Below are 22,030 nucleotides of genomic sequence, written 5' to 3'. Positions count from 1 at the left end.
GAAGTACATGTCTAGCCTATTAATTAAAAATGCCCAAATCATTACGATGAATCCACAGGAGGATATTTTACATGCTGATATTTATATAGAAAATGATCGAATCGAAAGAATTGGTGAAAATCTAGATATAATAGCTGAACATGTAATTGACGCAAGTGGAAAAACAATTATACCGGGCTTTGTTCAAACACATATACATCTTTGTCAGACATTGTTTCGAGGGCAAGCGGATGATTTAGAATTAATGGACTGGTTACAGAAGAAAATATGGCCATTAGAAGCATCGCATGATGAAGAATCAAGTTACTACTCAGCTATGTTGGGGCTTGGAGAATTAATCCAAAGTGGGACTACGACGATTGTGGATATGGAAACAGTGAATCATACAAATGCTGCATTTCAAGCAATGGCTGAAAGTGGAATGCGTTGTCTCTCAGGTAAAGTAATGATGGATATGGGAGAGGATGTACCTGCATTATTACTAGAAGATACGGAATCTTCCATTCAACAAAGTGTTGATTTATTAGAGAAGTGGAATAACTATGACAATGGGAGAATACAGTATGCTTTTTGTCCTCGATTTGTAGTTTCTTGTACAGAGGAATTGTTAACTGAAGTTCGAGATTTGTCTAACTATTACAAGGTAAAGGTCCATACACATGCTTCAGAGAATAAAGGAGAAATAGAAATTGTTGAAAAACAAAGAGGCATGAGAAATGTAGTGTATTTAGATAAAATTGGTCTAGCGAATGAAAACCTTATATTAGCACATTGTGTCTGGCTTGATGATGAAGAAAAACGAATTGTTAAGGAACGTGGAATTAAAATGAGTCATTGCCCAGGCTCTAATATGAAGCTAGCATCTGGATTTGCAGATGTTCCGGACTTACTTAATATGAATGCAAATGTTAGCTTAGGGGCAGACGGAGCACCTTGTAATAATAATTTGGATATGTTCAACGAAATGCGATTGGCATCGATTATTCATAAGCCAACCCATGGACCTACTGCTATGGATGCAAAAACGGTCTTTCGGATGGCAACAATTGGTGGAGCTGAAGCTGTTGGTTTAGAAAAGGAGATTGGTAGTATTGAAGTTGGAAAGAAAGCAGATTTGGCAATTCTAGATCTTTACAATTTCCACACTTTTCCTTCTTATGAAGTAGATCCAATATCTAGAATAGTATACTCGGCTACAAGGGCAGATGTTGAAACTACAATTATTAATGGTAAGGTAGTAATGGAAAATAGAAAATTAAAAACAATTTCAAAAGATGTAGTCTTACATGAGGCGAATAAATCAATCACTCGATTGCTAAATCGAGTTCCTTCGATTATGAAAGTAAACTAAATATATTTTTCTGAATATTTCATATTGACAACTAATTGTAGTGCAGATATAATGTAAAAAATTACAAGAGTATATTTGTTTGTTTATCCATTTCGTATAGCCCCAATAAACGGTTTGGGGGTTTCTACAAGGTAACCAAAAACCTTACTACGGAAAGGCGTCTTTCATTATGGAAGGGCTTCTTTTGGTAGTTTTCTTAATTTATTTAACCTCGTAACGAACGTCCTAACACACTTTCCACTAAATACATCAATTTTTTAAATATTGAACAACATCACATCACTTCACTACTCTTTCAAATGCACTTTATCAAATAAGAAATATGATAGAAGAATGGAGGTTTGCTTAATTGAAAACGATTCGTTTTACTGTTAACGGAAATGAAGTAGCGGTTTCATCTCCCCCAACTAAACCACTGCTCGATGTGTTACGAGAGGAGTTAGATTTAACTGGGAGCAAAGAGTGTTGTGGTAAGGGAGAATGTGGGTCGTGTACGGTTATGATTAACGGTTCTTCTGTATGTTCCTGTTTAGTTCTAGTTGGGCAAGTAGAAAATGAAACCGTAATCACAGCTGAGGGTGTCGGCCTTGCGCAAAATATGGATGTTTTACAACAAGCATTTATTGATGAGGGTGCTACACAGTGTGGGTACTGCACGCCAGGGTTTATTGTTAGTGCTAAATCATTTCTCAATCAAATCGAACACGTCCCAACAGAAGAGGAAGTAAAAACTGCTTTAGGTGGGAATTTGTGTCGTTGTACTGGTTATACGAAGATAATTAAAGCCGTTCAATCAGCTGCTAAACTTTCTATCACACAGCAAGGAGTAAAAAATTGAAACCCAGTCGCTTCGCTGCAATTTTATTAGCTGCAGGTAAATCTAGCAGGATGGGAAAATTAAAAGGATTACTCCCATGGCAAGGAAAGTCACTTATACAATATCAAGTGGAACAATTGCTGGAAGCTGGTTTTGATCAAATTATTGTTGTTTTAGGATACCGTTCGCCATTATTAGAACAAGAAATTAAAGGATATCCAGTAACAATCGTAAAGAATCCTCACTTCGAAGTGGGAAAAAGCTCTTCCATTCGAGTAGGAGTTACATCCATTCAATCGAATATTAAAGGAATTATGATTACAGCAGTTGATCAACCTGTACCAAGTATGACGTTAATTCAAATGATGGAAGCAATGAATAAACAAGATGGAGATATTATTATTCCAGTCTATCAAGAAAAACGAGGACATCCAGTTTTATTCAATAGTAGATTAATAGACGATTTACTACAGGTAAATGAAAAGACACAAGGGTTAAAAAAAGTTATCCACAACTATTATGATAGGATAACTTATCTAGAAGTGAAAGACCCTTCAGTTTTATTAAATTTAAATCGACCTGAAGATTACAACAGTTTTATAAACTCTGCGGAAGGAGGTTCAATATGAAGGTATCTGAAGCTACATTGGTTTCACCAAGCACATTAGATGAATGCCTTCTTTTACTTAATGATCAAAAACATTCCGTTCAATTGTTAGCAGGTGGTACGGATGCTGTCGTTCGAATGAAGGAAGGAGTTTGGAACCCAGATACATGGATTAATATTAAGAATCTAGATGCTTTGCGTTATATAGAGGAAGTTAATCATGAGATTCACATCGGTGCTTTGACCAGTCATACGGACTTAGTGGAGTCGAAACTAATAAATGAAAGAGCTGACGTTTTAGCACAGGCTGCTAAGGAAATAGGTGCAATACAATTACAAAATATGGGGACAATTGGTGGAAATATCGCAACAGCATCCCCAGCAGGAGATACAATTCCTGCATTATTTGTATTAGATGCCAAGATTGAGTTACGTTCATTAACGGATACAAGACTAATCCCGATAAGAGAAATCTTTACAGGTCCAGGTCGAACGGTGAAAAAATCAGATGAAATAATTACAAAGATCATTATTCGCTCACAAGATGAAGATGAGATTGGGATATTTGAGAAGTTAGGACCTAGAAAAGCACAATCCATTTCGATCGTAAATGTTGCTATCTCGTTAAAAATGGGAGAAAAACCACGTGAATGCCTAGAAGGGAAAATTGCCTTTGGTTCTGTTGCTCCAACAATTATTAGGGCAACCAAATGTGAATATATGTTAAAACTGAATCCATTATTTGATGATGTCATACATGATATTGCCAGTGCTGCTTGGAAAGAAGTGATGCCGATTTCTGACGTTCGTGCAAGTGCAAAATATCGACGGAATATGGCTAGTTCCTTACTGGAAAGAGGGTTATACCGTTTGATGAAAAGGTGGGAAGAACAATGAAGTCTAAAGCAAAGAAGGACGTGCTGAATGAAGAGCAAAAGTTAAAATGGATAGGGAAGTCTGTGAAGCGTATTGATGGACCTGAAAAAGTAACAGGCGAACAAAAATACAAGACAGATTATAGTTACTCTAATATGGTTTGGGGAAAAGTACTAAGAGCAAAATATCCTTTTGCAAAAATAAAATCTATTGATACGGTGAAAGCTGAAGCACATCCTGATGTTATATGTGTACTCACATATAAAGATATCCCAGGATTTAATGGATTTGGAATTGTCACGCCTGACCAACCTGTCCTTTGTGAGGATGTCGTTCGATGTACTGCTGATGCTGTGGCGTTGGTGGCAGCAGAAACGGTAGAAGCTGCAGATGAGGCTCTTGATTTAATAGAAGTAGATTACGAGGTTCTTGAACCTGTGACTGATGTAGAGAATGCGATGCTTCAAGGTGCTCCAAAACTTCACAAGGATGGGAATATTCATAGCCACGTTACTATTAAAAATGGAGATATTGATGCAGGATTTGATGAGGCAGATTATATTTTTGAACATACCTTTTATTCCCCGAGACAAATGCATGCCTTTATTGAAACAGAAGGTGGTTGGGGAAGAATGGAAGAAGATGGATCTCTCGTTATTGAGTGTCCTGGACAATATGGGCATAGGGATAAATTACAAATTGCTAGGGCATTAGCGTTAAATCCAGAACGGATTCATGTTTATTCAAGTCCAAATGGAGGAGGGTTCGGTGGAAAGGATGAAATTACCGTCCAAATTTACCTTGCTTTATTGGCTATGAATACAGGAGGAAGACCTGTTAAAATCCACCTAAGTCGTGAGGAGTCAGTTATTGCAGGAATTAAAAGACATCCTTTTAAAGTTACCGTGAAAACAGGTGCAAAAAAGGATGGCACATTAGTAGCTAATAAAGTTCGAGCAGTAGCAGATACAGGGGCCTACGCTTCCTTAGGAGGAGCTGTAATTGCCTTAGCTATTGAACATGCGTCAGGTCCATATACGATACCAAATGTTGATATGGAAGGTTTTTGCGTGTATACGAATAACGGAATTGCTGGTGCATTTCGTGGGTTTGGAGTGAACCAAGTATGTGTTGGGATTGAAACCCATATTGATATGCTAGCTGAAAAAACAGGCTTAGACCCAATTGAAATACGAAAGAAAAATGCTTATAAACAAGGAGATATTTCGAGTCTCGGACATGTAGTGAAATCCAGTGTAGGTACAATAGAAACTTTAGATAAAGCTGCTGCATGTGATTTGTGGAAGAACCGTGATTACTATAAAAATCAAGTAAGTGAGCCTTGGAAAAAAAGAGGAGTCGCTGTTGCAACTTCTTTTCATGGAGTTGGAATGGGGATTGGTACACCTGATTATGGTGCAGCCACAATCGAACTGCTACAAGATGGTAAATTTAAAGTTGGAGTTGCAATTGAAGAAATAGGTACGGGCAATGGAACGGTTTATGCTCAAGTAGCTGCGGAATGTTTAAAATGCGATATTAATAGAATTGTAGTTGTTCAAGGTGATACGAAACAAACGCTTGATAGTGGTACAATTTCTGCTTCTCGTTCGACGTATACTGGTGGCCGGGCGATCGCTACCGCTGCCCCAAATATGATTAATTTATTAACAGAAGAAGCTGCAAATCTATTAGGAGTATCTGTTTCTGAGATAGAATTAGCATATGATCGACTAGTTGATGCTCATGATCACACCCGTTTTGTAACTTATGAAGAAATCTATGAAAGTTTACATGATAAACATAGATCCAAAAGAGTTGAAGGACATTTTTATTTACCAAAGGAAAAAGAAGAACTAAAAAATTCTGGTGGTGCACCTCACCATTTATATGGTTACATGACCCACGTAGTACTTGTGGAAGTAGATACACTAACAGGTCAAACCGATGTTATTAAGGTAGTAGCTATCCCTGATGTCGGAAAAGTATTAAACCCTCAAGGCTTAGAAGGTCAAACAGAGGGTGGAGCTGTTATGGGGATTGGCTATACATTGTATGAGGATGTTCTGATTGAAGATGGTTATCATAAGACAAAGAATTTCACCGATTATATTATTCCTACGATTCGAGAGACACCTGAAATTGAAACCATCCCAGTAGAATCAAATGAAGAGTCTGGTCCATTTGGTGCTAAAGGGATAGCAGAAGTAGTCATGATTCCAATTATACCAGCCATCATGTCAGCAATCTATGATGCGACTGGTGCTAGAGTTTATCACCTCCCTGCCACACCAGAACGGGTATATCAAGCAATTCAAGAAAGTAAACCACAATCCTTAATTTCGAGGTGATTATTCTTGGTTAGTGATCAATTGTATAAGGAACTCTCAAATGCGATTAATAATCATAAAAAGGTCGCACTTCTAACAATTACCAGTTATGCCGATAAGGAATTGGTAGGAAAAAAACTGTTGCTCATGAATGATAAGCGATATGTAGTAGATGAGGATTACTCACAAGAATTAATAGAGGTTCTAATAGAGGGAGCTTATTCTCTATTACTACAAAATAAATCAAAGACTTTTAGTGCTCGGTATCAAGAGGAAGAGATGGAATGCTTTGTAGAAGTATTTCTTCCACCATTAAAACTAATTGTAGCTGGAGCTGGACATGTATCAGAACCTGTGGCGACGATTGGTCAAATGCTAGGATTTTATGTCACGGTTATTGATGATCGCGAAGATTTTGCAAATCAACATCGTTTTCCAATGGCAGATGAAGTCGTTTGTAGTTCATATATTGAATATTTCCGAAATGTGCCGTTATCACCACATACGTATATCCTTCTTTTAACTAGAGGACATAAATTTGATGTTGTTAGTTTACAAGAAATATTGAAACGAGAGGAAAGTATTCCGGATGAAAGTCGGACTAAATACATTGGAATGATTGGAAGTAGGAGAAGGATATCTGGTGTTTTTGAACAATTAAAGGATGAATTCACAGAACATAATTTTAAGAATATTTTTTCCCCGGTTGGTTTGGATATTGGAGCAGAAACTCCAGAAGAGATAGCTATTAGTATTTTTGCAGAAATATTATCAGTAAAAAATGCTTCGAGTGGCAAACCATTAAAAGAAAAAATACCAAGCTACTCAAAATTGAAATTTCGGGAGAGAAAGGACCGATGAGGCAAGTAGAATTTTATCAAAAAGTACAAGAGATACAAAAAATAGGTTCAAAAGCTGCTGTTGCAACAATTATTCGCACGAAAGGATCAACACCAAGAAATATTGGTGCTAAAATGATTATTTACTCAGATGGGAAAATAGTCGGAACAATAGGTGGAGGATGTGGGGAAGGAGAGGTCATTGAGAAGGCGATATCTGTAATTAAATACAATTCTCCAATCCAACATCAAGTAGATCTAACAGAGGGGTTATTATATGAGGATGGAGGAATCTGTGGTGGAATAATGGATGTATTTATTGAGCCGATTGCATAGATATAAATTATTAATTCGGAAAATTTTAACTTGACAAAAAATAATAGGTTGTTTACACTAAAATTAATCTAAAAGTTACAATGAATGGGTGGGATCGTGTTAATACGCTTTTCCTCCAGTCTTATAACGGTATCATATTCTATTGTTCTGTTTAACGGAAAAAGAATGAACCGCAGATTTGCCTCGATCTTTGGGCATAACTGTGGTTTTTTTATGTTTTATATACTATCGTAAGCGTTTTCAATTCAACTTTAGTAATACGAAATTTCTTAAAATCTAGTTAAAGGAGGAGATTTACAACTTAATATAATTTATGAAAGCAAGCGTATTAATTATTAAAAAGGAGGAAGAGGTATGTCGAAAAATGCAGGAGAAGTTGTTCAAGACAAAGGCAATTCACCAAATCCAGCACCCACAAATTTTTTAGACAGATTCTTTAAGTTAACGGAACGTGGAACTAATGTTAGAACAGAATTAATTGCGGGACTAACATCGTTTTTGGCAATGAGCTATATTATCATCGTGAATCCTATGATTTTATCTGATGCTGGTATCCCACATGAAGCTGCTTTAGCTGCAACAATTTATGCCAGTGTTTTGTGTACGTTAGCATTTGCCTTTTGGGTCAATTATCCAGTTGCCATTGCACCTGGTATGGGATTAAATGCATTCTTTGCTTACACCGTTGTTATTGGTCAAGGTTTAACATGGCAGACAGCACTAGGAGCAGTATTTATTTCGGGGGTAGTTTTCTTCATTTTGACAGTAACAGGGATCCGGCAGAAGATAGTGGAAGGCGTTCCAACCCCGCTTAAATCTGCCATTGGGGTTGGAATTGGACTGTTCATTGCCTTTATCGGCTTTCAAAATGCTGGATTAATTGTAGCAGATGATTCAACCATTGTTTCTTTAGGTGATGTTACGAAAGCAGGACCATTAATAGCAATAATTGGGGTATTAATCGCAGGGTTTTTTATGGCAAGAAACATAAAGGGTGGGCTCTTAATTACCATTGCAATAACATCTATCATTGCTATGATCGCAGGTGTAGCAGCAGTCCCTTCTGGAGTAAGTGATTTTGTTTCATTTGATTTACCTAGTGTATCTGAAACCTTCTTACAAATGGATTTATTAGGAGCAATCGGTTACGGAGTAATTGCTGTTATTTTCTCGTTTACCATTGTGGAGTTATTTGACAATCTTGCAACATTAATTGGTCTAACGAAAAAAGCTGGTTTGCAAGATGAAGATGGAAAAATACAAGATTTAGATAAGGCGCTTCAAGCAGATTCAGTGGGAACAATGGCGAGTGCTGCATTAGGTAGTACAGCATTAAATGCCTATGTTGAGAACGCGACGGGAATCTCAGAAGGTGGAAAAACAGGTTTAACAGCTTTAACAGTTGCCTTCTTCTTCTTAGTTTCGTTACTATTTGCACCACTTATTGGATTCATACCAGGAGTAGCAACAGCTCCAATTTTAATTATTGTTGGTGCTTTAATGATCACAGAGATTACTAATATTAAATTCGATGATTATACAGATGTCATTCCGGTGTTCTTAACCATTATTTTAATGCCTTTGACATATAGTATTGCTACTGGATTAGCATTTGGTTTTATTTCTTATACCGTATTAAAAATGCTTACTGGCAGATTCAGTGAGATTCATTGGATTGTGTATTTTATCAGTATTGCATTTGTTATCCACTTTCTTACAGGTGGTCACTAGAAATAAGTGCCTCCATGTGACGAAGGAGAGTTATACATGAATCAAAAAACACTTAAGAAAAGAATTGCCGTTGCAGCGAAAAAGGAACCTGCCGATACAGTAGTTGTAAATGGAAAAATAATTGATGTGTTTAATCAAGAAATTATTGAGGCAGACTTGGCAATTGTGGATGGAGTAATTGCTGGGATAGGTAAGTATAACGGTCATAACGTTATCGATGCAAAAGGAAAGTATATTTCGCCGGGTTTTATAGACGGGCATGTGCATATTGAGTCTGCAATGGTAACCCCAGCTGAGTTTGCTAAAGTCGTATTGCCACACGGGGTTACCACAGTAATTGCAGATCCACATGAAATAGCCAATGTGAGTGGTGTAGATGGAATACAATTCATGCTAGATGCGTCTGATGATATTCCACTGAATGTGTATATAGGGATACCTTCATGTGTACCTGCAACCCCATTTGAAAATGCAGGAGCAATTTTGGAGGCAATAGATTTGAAACCATTCTACAATCATGACCGTTGTATTGCATTAGGGGAAGTGATGGATTACCCTGCTGTTCATAATAGAGATGACGCTATGCTAGAAAAACTTTTACAAGCAATGGAAAATGAAAGGGTAATTGATGGCCATGCAGCGGGAATCGAACAAAATGGAATCAATGTATATATGGCTGCAGGAATCACAAGTGATCATGAATGTACTACGAGTGAGGAAGCGAAGGATCGCTTACAACGAGGGATGTATGTAATGCTTCGTGAAGGTTCGGCCTCCCGAGATTTAAGGGAGTTATTAAAGGCAGTCAATGACAAAAACGCTAGGCGTTGCTTATTCGTAACCGATGATAAGCACCTGGATGATATTATTGAGGAGGGGAGTATTGACCACAATGTTCGAGTCGCTATTGAACATGGTATCTCCCCAATTACAGCCATTCAAATGGCAACTCTTAATGGGGCTGAGCGTTTTAAGTTAACGAGAAAAGGTGCGATTGCTCCTGGATATGATGCTGACTTCTTACTATTAGATAATTTAGAAGAAGTGATGATATCAGAGACTTATGTAAGTGGTGAATTAGTGGCAAAAAATGGCCATTGTAACCAGAAGATAGTGAGTAGTGTTCCAGACGATCGTTTAATGAATAGCGTTAACATGAAAGAGATTAATAAAGAGGACTTACAGATCAACTTACCTGATGATAATGTGGTAAATGTTATTTCAATAATACCAAATAGTATTGTGACAAAACACCACATTCAAAAAGTCCCTGTACAAAATAAACAATTTATTCCCTCTATTAAAGATGATTTATCCAAATTAGTTGTTTTGGAACGCCATCATTCAAGAGGAACAGTTGGGCTTGGCATATTGAACGGCCTGGGACTAAAAACAGGTGCCATTGCTTCAACGATAGCTCATGATTCTCACAATATTGTTGCAGCTAGTATGAACGATGAGGATTTACTAAAAGCAGTTCACGTTATACGAGAAATGCAGGGTGGAATTGCTGTTGTAGATAAAGGAGAAGTATTAGCTTCCATACCACTAACAATTTCTGGGTTAATTTCAAATAATCATTACCAAGCAGTGTATGACGGACTCCAACGAGTAAATGATGCATTATCGGCTATAGGTTTTGAAGGAGATTTCAATCCATTTATTACCCTATCCTTTTTAGCATTACCTGTTATTCCAGAACTGAAGTTAACAGACCAAGGACTCTTTGATGTGAAGCAATTTAAACATATATCAATTGAGAGAAATGAAATTTATTCAAATAATAACTAAACTAGGAGGCTGCATTTAGGTGAAATTTACCATGATGCAGCTTCTATCATTAATACTTCACGAAATCATCCATTATAGTACGTATAAATTGAAATGTATGCGTTTACATGTTAGTATTTTAATAATTTGAACTTATTGAAAATATTTATATAAATAGAGAGCTGAAAGTTGTACTTTTTATCATTCATTTATTTAGGGAGGGATTTTGTTGGGAGATACAAAACACACCGGGCCAGTTAAAATATCAAAAAAACCCGATCCTAGTTTGTGGGTTAGTAAAGTACCATTTGGTCTGGGGAAAATTAAGCCGCATCATATTAGAGATACAATGAAAGTTGTATGGGAAAACAAAGATAATCTTCCTTATGCGAGTAGAATTTTAACACAAGGTGTTTGTGATGGATGTGCACTTGGAGTATCGGGTCTACAAGATCAAACGTTAAAAGGACCACATGTTTGTACAACGCGATTAAATGTTCTACGTCTGAATACTATGTCTGCAATGAATGAGGAAATTCTCCATAAAGATATTGATGAATTAAGGAAAATGAATAGTACTGAATTACGAAAACTGGGAAGAATTCCTTATCCTGTCATTCGTAAACCTGGTGATAATAAGTTTAATCGTATCTCATGGGACGATGCGATGGAGATTATTTCTTCAAAAATGAAAAAGCTAGACCCTAAACAATATGCGTTTTATACAACTTCACGTGGAATTACAAACGAAGTGTATTACACTTTAGGAAAGGTTGCACGTTATCTCGGTACGAATAATATTGACAATGCTTCACGCATTTGTCATTCACCATCGAAGACAGCATTAAGTCGATCAATAGGAGTAGGCGCATCTACTTGTAATTATAAGGATTGGATAGGTACAGATGTTTTAGTATTTTGGGGATCAGTTGCTGCTAATAATCAGCCGGTATCTACAAAATACATGTATGCAGCAAAACGAAAAGGGACCAAAATTATTGTCATTAATCCATATCACGAACCTTCCATGGATAATTATTGGGTGCCTTCGATACCAGAGTCGGCATTGTTTGGTACGAAGATTGCGGATGATGCGTACCAAGTAAACATTGGTGGAGATATCGCATTTATTCATGGCATCATGAAACACTGGTTTGAAATGGAAGAAAAGGAACCAGGATCTGCAATTAATCATACGTTTATTGAGGAACATGTGAATGGATTGGATGAACTACGGGAGAAGGCCACTTCATTTAGTTGGGAGCAACTAGAGAAGTCTTCTGGTATCACTAAGGAACGGATGTATGAATTAGCTGAGTTACTTGCCAAATCGAATTCAGCTGTTTTTGTATGGTCCATGGGTCTAACACAACACCGCTTTGGTACGGATAATATCTCACAAGTTGCTAATCTAGCATTATTACAAGGCTTTTTAGGTAAAGAACATAGTGGATTAATGCCAATTCGAGGACACTCCGGTGTTCAGGGCTCGGCTGAAATGGGGGCTGATCCTTTCTCATTACCTGGTGGTGGTTTTGATAAGAAAAATAAGCAACGAGTTGAGGAAATATGGGGATTTCATGTTCCTGAGTGGCAAGGGGATATCGTAGGTGTTACTTTAGAAAATGCCCTTCTTCCAGAGGAGCACGAGAGGAAATTAAAGCTATATTATATGTCTGGTGGAAATTTCTTAGAAACGATGCCAGATCCTGACTTTGTTAAAGAGAGTCTAGAAAGTGTTGATGTCCGAGTACACCAGGATATCATATTAAATACTTCTACTTTATTAGATGCAAAAGAAGCTGTAATTGTATTACCTGCAATGACACGTTATGAACAACCGGGTGGTGGAACATCTACTTCAACTGAAAGAATGGTATATTTCTCACCTGAAATAAAAGGGCCAAGAATTGAGGAAGCCCGTTCTGAATGGGAAGTGTATGTTGAACTAGCCAAACTAGTAAAGCCTGAGGAGAGTCATTTAATTGATTTTAAAGATGCCTCTGACATTAGAGATGAAATTGCGCAGACAGCACCAAATTATGATGGAATTCAACATCTAAAAGATAGAGGTGATGTATTCCAATGGGGTGGCGCATGGCTCTGTGAGGATGGTATTTGTCCAACACCAGATGGAAGAGGTAATTTGATCTCGGTCGAATTACCAGAGTTGCGTAAGCCAGAAGGACATTTTTATGTAACAACCCGAAGAGGCAAGCAGTTTAATTCGATGATTTATGATGAAAAAGATCCATTTAATAATGCTGATCGCTATGATGTATTAATGAATAAAAACGATTGCATAGAATTAGGGATTAAGCAAGGGGATGCAGTTGTTGTATATAACCAACATGGTACTTTTAATGGAAGAGCAAAATATGTTCCATTAAAATCGGGAAATATTGAAGTGCATTGGCCAGAAGGAAACTCCCTCATTCCAAAAGGTGTTTATGAACAATATGCTGGTATACCTGAATATAATACAGCAGTAATCATAGAAAAAGCAGAAACGTACTTTGCACATAAAGACACTAAATATGTTGAAAAAAGAATTGAAGAATTAGAAACTGAGCCAAGTTAGAGGGTGAATAAGATGAACGATACAAAACAGTATGAGTGGGAAATCATTCGATTTAATGGAATGGAGTCTACTGTTTTAGATGAGGAAATTGCAACAGAATTTCCACTTACGATCGTTCTGAATGGTGAAGAATTTGCAACGATGGTTTGTTCTCCAACCGATTTAGAAGACTTAATTGTAGGTTTTTTAGCTTCAGAAGGGATGGTACGTTTTTACGATGAAATCACCTCTATTTCTATCGATGAATCCACTGGGTTTGCATATGTTGAAATAGATAAAGACTTAAAATCCTTTGATTTCGACCAATCGAAGCGAGTAATTGGATCTTGTTGTGGGAAGAGTAGACAGTTTTATTTTAAAAGTGATGTTCGCACTGCCAAAACAATAACAAGTAAAGTAAAATTATCTGTTGATCATTGCTATTTATTAATGGACCAATTACAAAGAAGATCAGACGCATTTATTCGAACAGGTGGCGTGCACAATGCTGCTTTAGGTACTGTCGATGAACTACAAGTAATACGAACAGACATAGGTAGGCATAATGCTTTAGACAAAGTCTATGGTCATATATTACAAAATAAAATAAAAACAGCAGATAAAGTAATTGTTTTTAGTGGTCGGGTTTCATCTGAAGTCTTACTAAAAATATCAAAAATAGGTATAGGAATATTGATATCAAAATCAGCACCTACTGACCTCGCATTAAATCTTGCCAGGGATTTAGGAATAACGGTGATCGGATTTGCTAGAGGCCATAAATTAAATATCTATACTCATCCTGAACGAATTATTGAAACGAATAATTAAACTTGTATTCTAATAACAGTTATTATCACATAAACTAATGAAAATACCATGAGTAAAGACGCATGCCCTTTATTCATGGTATTCTAATTTTAATGATAATGGTAGAATGATAGAAATATTACATCGCTAAGGAGGGATTCTTTGCAAACAATTACCGATAAGTTTGGTAGGCCATTACGAGATTTACGAATTTCTGTTACGGATCGATGCAATTTTAGATGTACGTATTGCATGCCTAAAGAAATTTTTGGAAAGGATTACCCATTCCTACCTAAAGATGCTCTTTTAAGTTTTGAAGAAATAGAAAGATTGACTAAGATTTTTGCAGCTCTAGGTGTGAAAAAAGTGCGTTTAACAGGTGGTGAGCCACTATTACGCCGAAATCTACCTGATTTAATTCAAAAGATTTCTAGTATTAGTGGTATAGAGGATATTGGATTAACAACGAATGCTAGTCTTTTAGAGAGAATGGCTCAAGACCTTAAAAATGCTGGACTACAACGAGTCAATGTAAGTTTAGATGCATTAAACAATGATGTATTTCAAGCAATCAATGATAGTGGTGTTTCTGTACAAAAGGTATTGCGTGGCATTGAGAAAGCTAAAGAAATTGGATTAAAAGTAAAAGTTAATATGGTTGTAAAAAAAGGGATGAATGAACACGAAATTCTGCCTATGGCCAATTATTTTAAAGAAAAAGATATTACGCTACGTTTTATTGAGTTTATGGATGTTGGTCAGACAAATGGTTGGGACTTTAGTAAAGTAGTGACAAAAAAAGAACTATATGAGAAACTTACTAGTCAATTTGCGTTAGAAGCAGTGGAACCTGCATATGTGGGAGAAGTTGCTAAAAGGTATCGTTATAAAGGAACCAATACGGAAGTTGGTTTTATCACTTCTGTTTCTGAATCTTTTTGTTCAACATGCAATCGAGCAAGAATTGCAGCAGACGGAAAGTTATATACATGCTTATTTGCTGGCAGTGGGTTTGATTTCAGGGAATTGTTACGTTCAAGTGCAAATGATAATGATATTGAGGAGCAGATTTGCAACATATGGAATAAGCGAGAAGATCGGTATTCGGATGAGCGAACAGAAGAAACGGGTAAAAATAAGGATAAAATTGAAATGTCTTATATCGGTGGGTAGGTGAATCGCAGTGTTTGAAAAACAGGGAGTCCTACTAGCTGGTGGTTATTCGAGAAGATTTGGTACTCCTAAAGCATTTGCCGAACGAGATGGAATCAATTTTTATAAATATTCCATTCAAGCAATGGCTCCATTTACAGATTCGATTTCTATTGTTACAAATTCAACTTTAGAGCAGAAGTTTATGGAAAGTGAAACCTCTTATGATGTATACGTTGATTTGGAAGAATTTCAAGGGCAAGGACCCCTAGTTGGAATCCTAACTGTAATGGAGAGGACAGAGGCTGAATGGTATGTTACTGCACCTGTTGATGTCCCATTTATCGACCAGGAGATTTACAAACGATTGACAGAAGCTATTGATGACTCCGTACATATTGTGGTTCCAATTGTAGCAGACAAAATACAGCCATTAATTGGTTTGTATCACCATTCATTAAAAGGACTAATTAAGCGTCAATTAGAGCATGGTAAACGGGCACCAAAGCAATTATTTGAACATTGCTGTGTGAAATTTGTACAGATGAGTGATGAAAACAAGTTCTTAAATATAAATCGACAAGTGGATTATGATAAGTATATAAATAAAAGAGAACAGTCACAATGAGCTGTTCTCTTTTATTTAAAAGATTAGAAACTTGCAAAGATGTCTAGTTCCAATACAAAGCGAGCGCTTACGCTTTTTTTATGGTTGATGTAGTGGGGGAGGAACTAACCAACCTTTTTCTTTGTTCAATCTCAACACTTTTGCACCTAAGGCAGCTTTTTGCGTATGTATCTGACCAAACATCATGGCAATATCTTCTCGAGTTGCTGAACCAATCATTTGGCTACATGATACCAGACCAGCAGCTATATCTGTTGAAAGTGCTGCAGCAATTTCAGGGTCCATCATACGAGCCCCAGTTGGAATATCATCCAAGTTTGCTTTAGGACGTTCTGGAGGAGTTGGCGGAAGACCAACACCGTTATTTTTAAGTAATGCTTCAACTTGTTTGATTTCATTTTTTCCTGCATCGATTGCTTCTTCTAATATCTTTTGTAGTTCTTCATCTCCCGCATGATTTAAAGCAGTTTGATGTGCAGCTACTAACCCTTTTGCTACTGTAACAAATGACCAAGCTCCAAACACTTCTCCATAATGCATCGGTTCATTTTGTTGATTACCACCTAATATTCCCATTTCCTACCTCCTTGATGAATTGGTTAATTCAGGGATATTGTGTCCAGAATTTAAGTTGTCATACTATGTTTATGGAAAAATTTACTATGCGTTTGTAATTAGCTGAAGATATCCTATGTTATTAGTTTAAATGAAATCCTCTTTCTTCTAAAACCACAATCAATTGCTCATGATTTATGTGTTTTTCGTTATAATGTATTTTGATTTCACCATCATCGGTATCAATAAGTACACGTTCAATTCCATCTTGATCCATAAGTGTTTTTTCGATTTTTTGTATTGATAATTCTTCGACTGCTTCTTTTACAAATATAGTCGTTTCCTTCATTTTTTTACCCCCTTGTTTAATGAACAATGTCATTTTTCGAGTCAATATACAGTGAGCCATCCTTTTGAACCTCGGCATAAAAGACCTGTTCTACTTCTGTAATACCTGCTTGTTGTAGTTGTTTATTTAACCAGTTTTCGTCTAAATCCAGGCGCGAAAGGTTATTTGTATTAACGATTCCATCTGAAATAACTTCTGTAGCCATTGGATATTTGATTACATTAGGATTAATAATATTTAAATCTCCTTTTGTAACAGGTAACTTAGACTCCTTTAGTTGAACAGATAAATTACCACTGGTTTCAAAAATGGCATGTTCCACATCATTTATTGAAAAGATGTGGTTCCTTCTTAACAATGAGGTTAATGAGTCCATATCTAAACGTACTTTTCTCAATGCATCTTCCATTACTTTTCCTTCTTTTATTACAATTATCGGTTCCCCAGTAGTTATTTTTCGAGCACTTTTTGATTTAATATCAATTATATCCATTACTAATGTAAAGGCAGTCCAACCAACTAATGCAATAATTCCGTTACGAATAGTGAAGTTTTGATTTGTAACTAAACTAGCAGTAATGGATCCAATTGCAATAGCAGAAACAAAATTAAAAAAAGTCATTTGACTAATTTCTTTTCTGCCCATCAAACGAGCCATTGTAAATAAAACAACAAAAGCTAATATTAAGCGAAGTAATAGTTCTGAAATATCCATTATATTTCCCATCTTTCATGAAAATAGTGGTCTTATCTTTAATATGTATCAATAAATAATTACTATGTATTTTTGCAGAGTACTACGCAACTGAAGATGTTTCTAATATAATAATGTAGAGAGAGGTTTAAGAAGGGGTTATTACGTTGCAAAAGATGTTAAAAATTATTTATGAAGTCGTAATGATTACTCTTGTAATTATTACGATAATGACGATATGGACGGAAGATACGTATAACCCAACAATTAACTGGATTGTCTGGGGCATCTTTTTAGTAGATTTTATAACAAGATTAACTATATCCAAAAACAAATGGGAATTTATAAAAGGTAATCCATTCTTGCTTATTGCAATAATTCCTATCGATCAATTTTTCCAGTTAGCTAGGATTGTTCGTATCTTTTACTATTTTCGTATTAAAACAATAGCAAAATATTATATTACACCTTATGTTAAGAAAATAAATACACAATTTCTGTCAGCAATAGTTGCAGCTATTATTATTCTATTATTATTAGAAGCTAGTATTTTATGGCAGGTCGAATCTAGTATAGATAATTACTGGCAAGGTATCTATGTCACTTTTGGTCATTTATTATTTTTTGGCCATAAGCTTTTTGCAATTCAACATGGCCTTTCCGTTTGGTTGCTTACGATTACATCAATAGTAGGAATAATAATCCAAGGTTTAGCCTTGCAATGGTTGTTTAATAAATTAGATCATTTTTATGGCTACATGAAAGAAAAGAATTCCACTAAGGCGAGCTAACTACCACAAAAATGTCACGTAGGCCCCTATCTTTTCATACGTTATGTTAGGCGTATTAACGAATAGGGGGAACGAATATGTATCCAAATATATATTATAACCATCCATGTATGAATGGATATCGAATGATACCTAATCCTTATTATTGGAATTCTTATGTGAATCCATATCAGGTTGTGAATCATGACTCACGACAACAAACTATAAGAGGGCAAGCGAGATGGACTAAAGGAGGCACAATTACCAAATGCAATTTACCTTGGTCTAGCAACGAGTATATGACAGCTGCAGTTGGAGAAGATGCACCATATGCTTGTGGACAGTCTATCAAAGTTGGGAATCCATCTATTCCTGGAAGAGAAGTTATTGTCACAGTAGTTGATACTGTTCCAGGATATAGCCAGAATCAAATTAATCTTCATCGAAGAGCTTTTGAAGCACTAGGAGTAGATCTAAGTGTTGGAGTCATTGATGTTGATATAACACCAGAACCACAATTAGAAGAAGAAAAGTGGGGGAAATATTTATTAGAGGTTGTACAAATAGCATACCCCGGTTATGAAATAAATGAGTATAATTCAGTAGGGAAAACTCAATTATCCAGTAACCAAACAAGGGAATCCTTTGATTATGTAATACAGTCGGATAGTGAGACGATAAGAATACGGGGCAATGTTGTTTATAACCCTAATACGGACCGTGTAATTTCATTTGATCTAGTAGAAATTGCGAATAATGGATAAGAACAAAAGCGTAAGCGCCCTATAGATTCCAATTATAAACAGGAGGATGATTTCTATTATCCTCCTGTTTGATATAATAGGAATTAATCAATTAGTTGAGGTGACCATATGAAGAAAACCATTGGGGTATTGGCCCATGTTGATGCTGGAAAAACAACTTTTTCTGAAGCAATACTTTACCATACAAAAGCGATTCGAAAACGAGGTCGCGTTGATCATAAAGATGCATTTTTAGATAATCATTCTATCGAAAAAGAGAGAGGGATTACCGTTTTTGCTGAACAAGCTAGCTTTGCATGGAATGACTCTCACTATTATTTAATAGATACGCCTGGACATGTTGATTTTTCTCCGGAGATGGAGCGAGCAATACAGGTGATGGATTATGCAATTGTAATTTTAAGTGCTGTTGAGGGTGTGGAAGGACACACAGAAACAGTATGGGAACTCCTTCAAAAACATAAAGTTCCGACGTTTTTCTTCATAAATAAAACCGACCGTGAAGGGGCAAATGTTCAAGAAGTAATCGAGGAAATTAGAGAGAATCTTACAGACGATGTTTGCTATATTAATCGATCGTTAGCACAAGAACAAATGGATGATGATTTAATAGAGTCAGTTGCAGAATTAGATGAAGACCTGTTAGAAATATATATGGAAAAGGGCTTTAACCAAAACATATGGGTCGAATATTTAATACACATGATTCAACAAAATAAGGTCTATCCTTGTTTTAGTGGTTCTGCTTTAAAAGATATAGGAATTACTAACTTCATAGATAATTTAGATACGTTAACTAAAACCAGTTTTAATGTACAGGGTAATTTCGGGGGACAAGTATATAAAATTCGATATGATGAAAAGGGAAATCGGATCACCTTTATTAAAGTCTTAAGTGGTAAGGTAAAGGTTAGAGATGAAGTGAGCTATGGTGATGAGGGAGACAACAACTGTGAAAAAATTACGCAACTAAGGGTTTATAATGGTTCTTCATATAGTTCAGTAAATGAGGTGGAAGCAGGCGAATTGTGTGCAGTTATTGGTTTAACTCACGCTGAAGTTGGGGATGGTGTAGGAGAACTTAAGAAAAAAGGCACCTTTGAAATGATACCGACACTGAAGTCGAAAGTTGTTTTCGACACATCGATTCCACCTAAGGATGTATGGCATTATTTTAACATATTAGATTCAGAGGACCCGTCTTTACAAGTAGTTTGGAATGAACATTTCCAGGAGATACATATTCATGTCATGGGAGCAATTCAATTAGAAGTGTTAGAAAACCTAGTGAAAGAACGATTCCAATTAGAAGTTCGTTTTCAGGAACCGGAGATATTATATAAAGAGACCATTAAAAATCAAGTTTCCGGTTATGGTCATTTTGAGCCGTTGAAACATTATGCAGAAGTTCACTTGTTATTAGAGGCTTCAAATAGGGGTAGTGGTATAACGTTTGAGAATCAGTGCCACGCGAACGATTTGTCAATAGGAAACCAAAATCTAGTACGTCATCATATTTTTGAACGTGAGCACCATGGAATTCTCACTGGGTCAGCTATAACAGATATGAAAATTACATTACTAACTGGAAGATCACACGAAAAACATACATCAGGTGGTGACTTCCGTGAAGCAACATTTCGAGCTATTCGCCAAGGACTTGAGAAGGCTGAGAATATCCTATTAGAACCATACTATCAATTTATAATTAAAGTTAATCATGACCATCTGGGGAGAGTGATGTCTGATGTTCAACAGGCATTTGGTACATTTTCTCCACCTGAAACAAGTGGTGATAAAGCAATATTAACAGGTAAGGTTCCCGTTTCCACATTTATGAATTATCATCAAGAGTTTGCTTCCATTACACACGGTAAGGGAATACTCCATCTTCGTTCTAGTGGATACGATGTATGTCATAATACAGAAGAAGTAATAGAACGCATTGATTACAAAAAAGACGCAGATCCATTGTATTCATCGAATTCAATCTTTTGTGCGAAAGGTCAAGGCTATGCCGTATCTTGGGACGAGGTTGAAGAGATGTTGCACTGTTAGAAAAAAGAAAAATAGTTTCGAGTTGACTATAACCTTTTAAAGGGGTATAAGTTACTAATTATGTAACAAATTAAGCTTGTGTATGTTCCTGGTCGATTATACAATAAAAATATACCTGTGTAGGTATAGTAAATTGGAATACGGTGATTACCATGAAAAAGAAAGTATTATTGATCCTAATAATTCTAGTTGCCATTCTTTCTGCATGTACTTCTAATGAAAATGCAACTATTGTTGATGTTTCTGTAGATGAAGCAAAGGACTTACTAGATGATGAAGAAGTAGTTGTCCTTGACGTAAGAACTATTGAAGAATATAGTCAGGGTCATATTCCGAATGCACAACTTTTACCTTTACAGGAACTAGAGGCTCGATTGTCAGAGTTAAATGAGGATCAAAAATATCTAGTCGTTTGTCGTAGTGGTAACAGATCTGCGCAAGCATCCACTATATTAATACAAAATGGATTTCAAAATATTTATAATATGACCGGTGGAATGAACAATTGGCCATATGAAGTAAAATAACATGTAAAAAAGCACCCATGAGGTGCTTTTTAATTTAGGGATTGATTAACCTAATAGTATAGTGGTGTGTGAGATTGATGTGATCTATTAGAAGGCTATACACTCGGTCTCTTTAATGAAGTACCTTACAAGAACTTATTCTTGTAAGGTACTTATTTTTACTTATATTACAGCCATGCTGCGCCTACAATGATAAGCAAGATAAATAATACAACGATTAGGGCGAAACCTCCGCCATAACCATAGCCACCACCTTGTGATCCATAGCCGTATCCACCACAATGACCATATCCGAATGACATAAAAACCCTCCTTACAAAGTTTAGAATTGAAGAATTGAAATTAATAACCAACGTAAGCTGTTCAACTACAATGATTGATAGTGAAGCAGTAAATACAATTCGTGAAAATTATCTACATTAGTCCTATCCCTGATTCGCCAACAGCTTCTAACAAACAACACCTTCATGTGTCATTTGTTATTACTATATGTTTCAATGTTTGCA

Annotated in this window: 21 protein-coding genes and 1 riboswitch; of the genes, 17 read left to right on the top strand and 4 right to left on the bottom strand. The window is 36.2% G+C overall.

Going from position 1 to position 22,030, the window contains the following annotated elements:
- The first annotated feature begins 7 nt into the window (after positions 1 to 7).
- The 13 genes from BUB12_RS06020 to mobA all read left to right on the top strand — a co-directional run bounded on the left by BUB12_RS06020 (position 8) and on the right by mobA (position 15,807).
- A complete protein-coding gene (locus tag BUB12_RS06020) occupies positions 8 to 1,351 on the top strand; it encodes a 5'-deoxyadenosine deaminase (RefSeq protein WP_072889106.1) in 1,344 nt (447 codons plus the stop codon).
- A 72-nt stretch (positions 1,352 to 1,423) separates the two neighbouring features.
- A riboswitch (purine riboswitch) is annotated at positions 1,424 to 1,521 on the top strand.
- Positions 1,522 to 1,700: 179 nt separating this feature from the next.
- On the top strand, positions 1,701 to 2,189 hold the full coding sequence (locus BUB12_RS06015) for a (2Fe-2S)-binding protein (RefSeq protein ID WP_072889104.1): 489 nt from the start codon (positions 1,701 to 1,703) through the stop codon (positions 2,187 to 2,189).
- On the top strand, positions 2,186 to 2,797 hold the full coding sequence (locus tag BUB12_RS06010) for a nucleotidyltransferase family protein (RefSeq protein WP_084063233.1): 612 nt from the start codon (positions 2,186 to 2,188) through the stop codon (positions 2,795 to 2,797). The genes BUB12_RS06015 and BUB12_RS06010 overlap by 4 nt, the downstream gene beginning before the upstream one ends.
- Entirely contained in the window at positions 2,794 to 3,672 is an 879-nt protein-coding gene (locus BUB12_RS06005) for an FAD binding domain-containing protein (protein ID WP_072889102.1), read from the top strand. The genes BUB12_RS06010 and BUB12_RS06005 overlap by 4 nt, the downstream gene beginning before the upstream one ends.
- Complete coding sequence (locus BUB12_RS06000) at positions 3,669 to 6,002, top strand: xanthine dehydrogenase family protein molybdopterin-binding subunit (RefSeq protein ID WP_072889100.1); 2,334 nt, start codon at positions 3,669 to 3,671, stop codon at positions 6,000 to 6,002. The genes BUB12_RS06005 and BUB12_RS06000 overlap by 4 nt, the downstream gene beginning before the upstream one ends.
- Positions 6,003 to 6,008: 6 nt before the next feature.
- The gene (locus tag BUB12_RS05995; protein WP_072889098.1) at positions 6,009 to 6,842 is read left to right on the top strand and encodes an XdhC family protein; all 834 of its coding nucleotides are present in this window, start codon (positions 6,009 to 6,011) and stop codon (positions 6,840 to 6,842) included.
- Positions 6,839 to 7,156, top strand: coding sequence for an XdhC family protein (locus BUB12_RS05990; protein WP_072889096.1), 318 nt, complete (start codon positions 6,839 to 6,841; stop codon positions 7,154 to 7,156). The genes BUB12_RS05995 and BUB12_RS05990 overlap by 4 nt, the downstream gene beginning before the upstream one ends.
- Before the next feature lie 354 nt (positions 7,157 to 7,510).
- Positions 7,511 to 8,887 (top strand): NCS2 family permease, encoded by a 1,377-nt coding sequence (locus BUB12_RS05985; protein WP_072889094.1) that lies wholly within the window; start codon positions 7,511 to 7,513, stop codon positions 8,885 to 8,887.
- 36 nt (positions 8,888 to 8,923) lie between these two features.
- Positions 8,924 to 10,678 carry an adenine deaminase gene (gene ade, locus BUB12_RS05980; protein WP_072889092.1) on the top strand — a complete coding sequence of 585 codons (1,755 nt, stop codon included), beginning with the start codon at positions 8,924 to 8,926 and terminating at the stop codon, positions 10,676 to 10,678.
- 208 nt (positions 10,679 to 10,886) lie between these two features.
- Positions 10,887 to 13,238: an FdhF/YdeP family oxidoreductase gene (locus BUB12_RS05975; RefSeq protein ID WP_072889090.1), complete on the top strand. Its 2,352-nt coding sequence runs from the start codon at positions 10,887 to 10,889 to the stop codon at positions 13,236 to 13,238.
- A 12-nt stretch (positions 13,239 to 13,250) separates the two neighbouring features.
- Positions 13,251 to 14,048 (top strand): formate dehydrogenase accessory sulfurtransferase FdhD, encoded by a 798-nt coding sequence (gene fdhD, locus BUB12_RS05970; RefSeq protein WP_072889088.1) that lies wholly within the window; start codon positions 13,251 to 13,253, stop codon positions 14,046 to 14,048.
- Between the two features lie 141 nt (positions 14,049 to 14,189).
- On the top strand, positions 14,190 to 15,200 hold the full coding sequence (moaA, locus tag BUB12_RS05965) for a GTP 3',8-cyclase MoaA (protein ID WP_072889086.1): 1,011 nt from the start codon (positions 14,190 to 14,192) through the stop codon (positions 15,198 to 15,200).
- Between the two features lie 10 nt (positions 15,201 to 15,210).
- Positions 15,211 to 15,807: a molybdenum cofactor guanylyltransferase gene (gene mobA, locus BUB12_RS05960; protein ID WP_072889084.1), complete on the top strand. Its 597-nt coding sequence runs from the start codon at positions 15,211 to 15,213 to the stop codon at positions 15,805 to 15,807.
- A gap of 78 nt (positions 15,808 to 15,885) precedes the next feature.
- On the opposite strand, the gene BUB12_RS05955 is transcribed toward mobA, so the two are convergent.
- From BUB12_RS05955 to BUB12_RS05945, 3 genes are all read right to left on the bottom strand, one after another.
- The gene (locus BUB12_RS05955; RefSeq protein WP_072889082.1) at positions 15,886 to 16,383 is read right to left on the bottom strand and encodes a DUF3231 family protein; all 498 of its coding nucleotides are present in this window, start codon (positions 16,381 to 16,383) and stop codon (positions 15,886 to 15,888) included.
- Between the two features lie 121 nt (positions 16,384 to 16,504).
- Positions 16,505 to 16,711 carry a heavy-metal-associated domain-containing protein gene (locus BUB12_RS05950; protein WP_072889079.1) on the bottom strand — a complete coding sequence of 69 codons (207 nt, stop codon included), beginning with the start codon at positions 16,709 to 16,711 and terminating at the stop codon, positions 16,505 to 16,507.
- A gap of 16 nt (positions 16,712 to 16,727) precedes the next feature.
- Complete coding sequence (locus BUB12_RS05945) at positions 16,728 to 17,426, bottom strand: DUF421 domain-containing protein (RefSeq protein ID WP_072889077.1); 699 nt, start codon at positions 17,424 to 17,426, stop codon at positions 16,728 to 16,730.
- Between the two features lie 155 nt (positions 17,427 to 17,581).
- Between BUB12_RS05945 and BUB12_RS05940 the strand changes: the two genes are divergently transcribed.
- The 4 genes from BUB12_RS05940 (at position 17,582) to BUB12_RS05925 (ending at position 21,524) form a co-directional block, all read left to right on the top strand.
- A complete protein-coding gene (locus tag BUB12_RS05940) occupies positions 17,582 to 18,196 on the top strand; it encodes a transporter (RefSeq protein WP_234982590.1) in 615 nt (204 codons plus the stop codon).
- Positions 18,197 to 18,273: 77 nt separating this feature from the next.
- The gene (locus BUB12_RS05935) at positions 18,274 to 18,939 is read left to right on the top strand and encodes a DUF3889 domain-containing protein (RefSeq protein WP_072889073.1); all 666 of its coding nucleotides are present in this window, start codon (positions 18,274 to 18,276) and stop codon (positions 18,937 to 18,939) included.
- Between the two features lie 108 nt (positions 18,940 to 19,047).
- Positions 19,048 to 20,997 (top strand): elongation factor G, encoded by a 1,950-nt coding sequence (locus tag BUB12_RS05930; RefSeq protein ID WP_072889071.1) that lies wholly within the window; start codon positions 19,048 to 19,050, stop codon positions 20,995 to 20,997.
- 152 nt (positions 20,998 to 21,149) lie between these two features.
- A complete protein-coding gene (locus BUB12_RS05925; protein ID WP_072889069.1) occupies positions 21,150 to 21,524 on the top strand; it encodes a rhodanese-like domain-containing protein in 375 nt (124 codons plus the stop codon).
- 167 nt (positions 21,525 to 21,691) lie between these two features.
- Here BUB12_RS05925 and BUB12_RS05920 read toward each other — a convergent pair whose 3' ends face one another.
- Positions 21,692 to 21,826, bottom strand: coding sequence for a YjcZ family sporulation protein (locus tag BUB12_RS05920; RefSeq protein ID WP_072889067.1), 135 nt, complete (start codon positions 21,824 to 21,826; stop codon positions 21,692 to 21,694).
- Positions 21,827 to 22,030 lie beyond the last annotated feature (204 nt).

Source organism: Ornithinibacillus halophilus, assembly GCF_900129485.1.
In the GTDB taxonomy this organism is placed as follows: domain Bacteria; phylum Bacillota; class Bacilli; order Bacillales; family Amphibacillaceae; genus Ornithinibacillus; species Ornithinibacillus halophilus.
The sequence above is the reverse complement of the archived record's forward strand: the minus strand, read 5'-3'. Positions and strand labels throughout refer to the sequence as shown.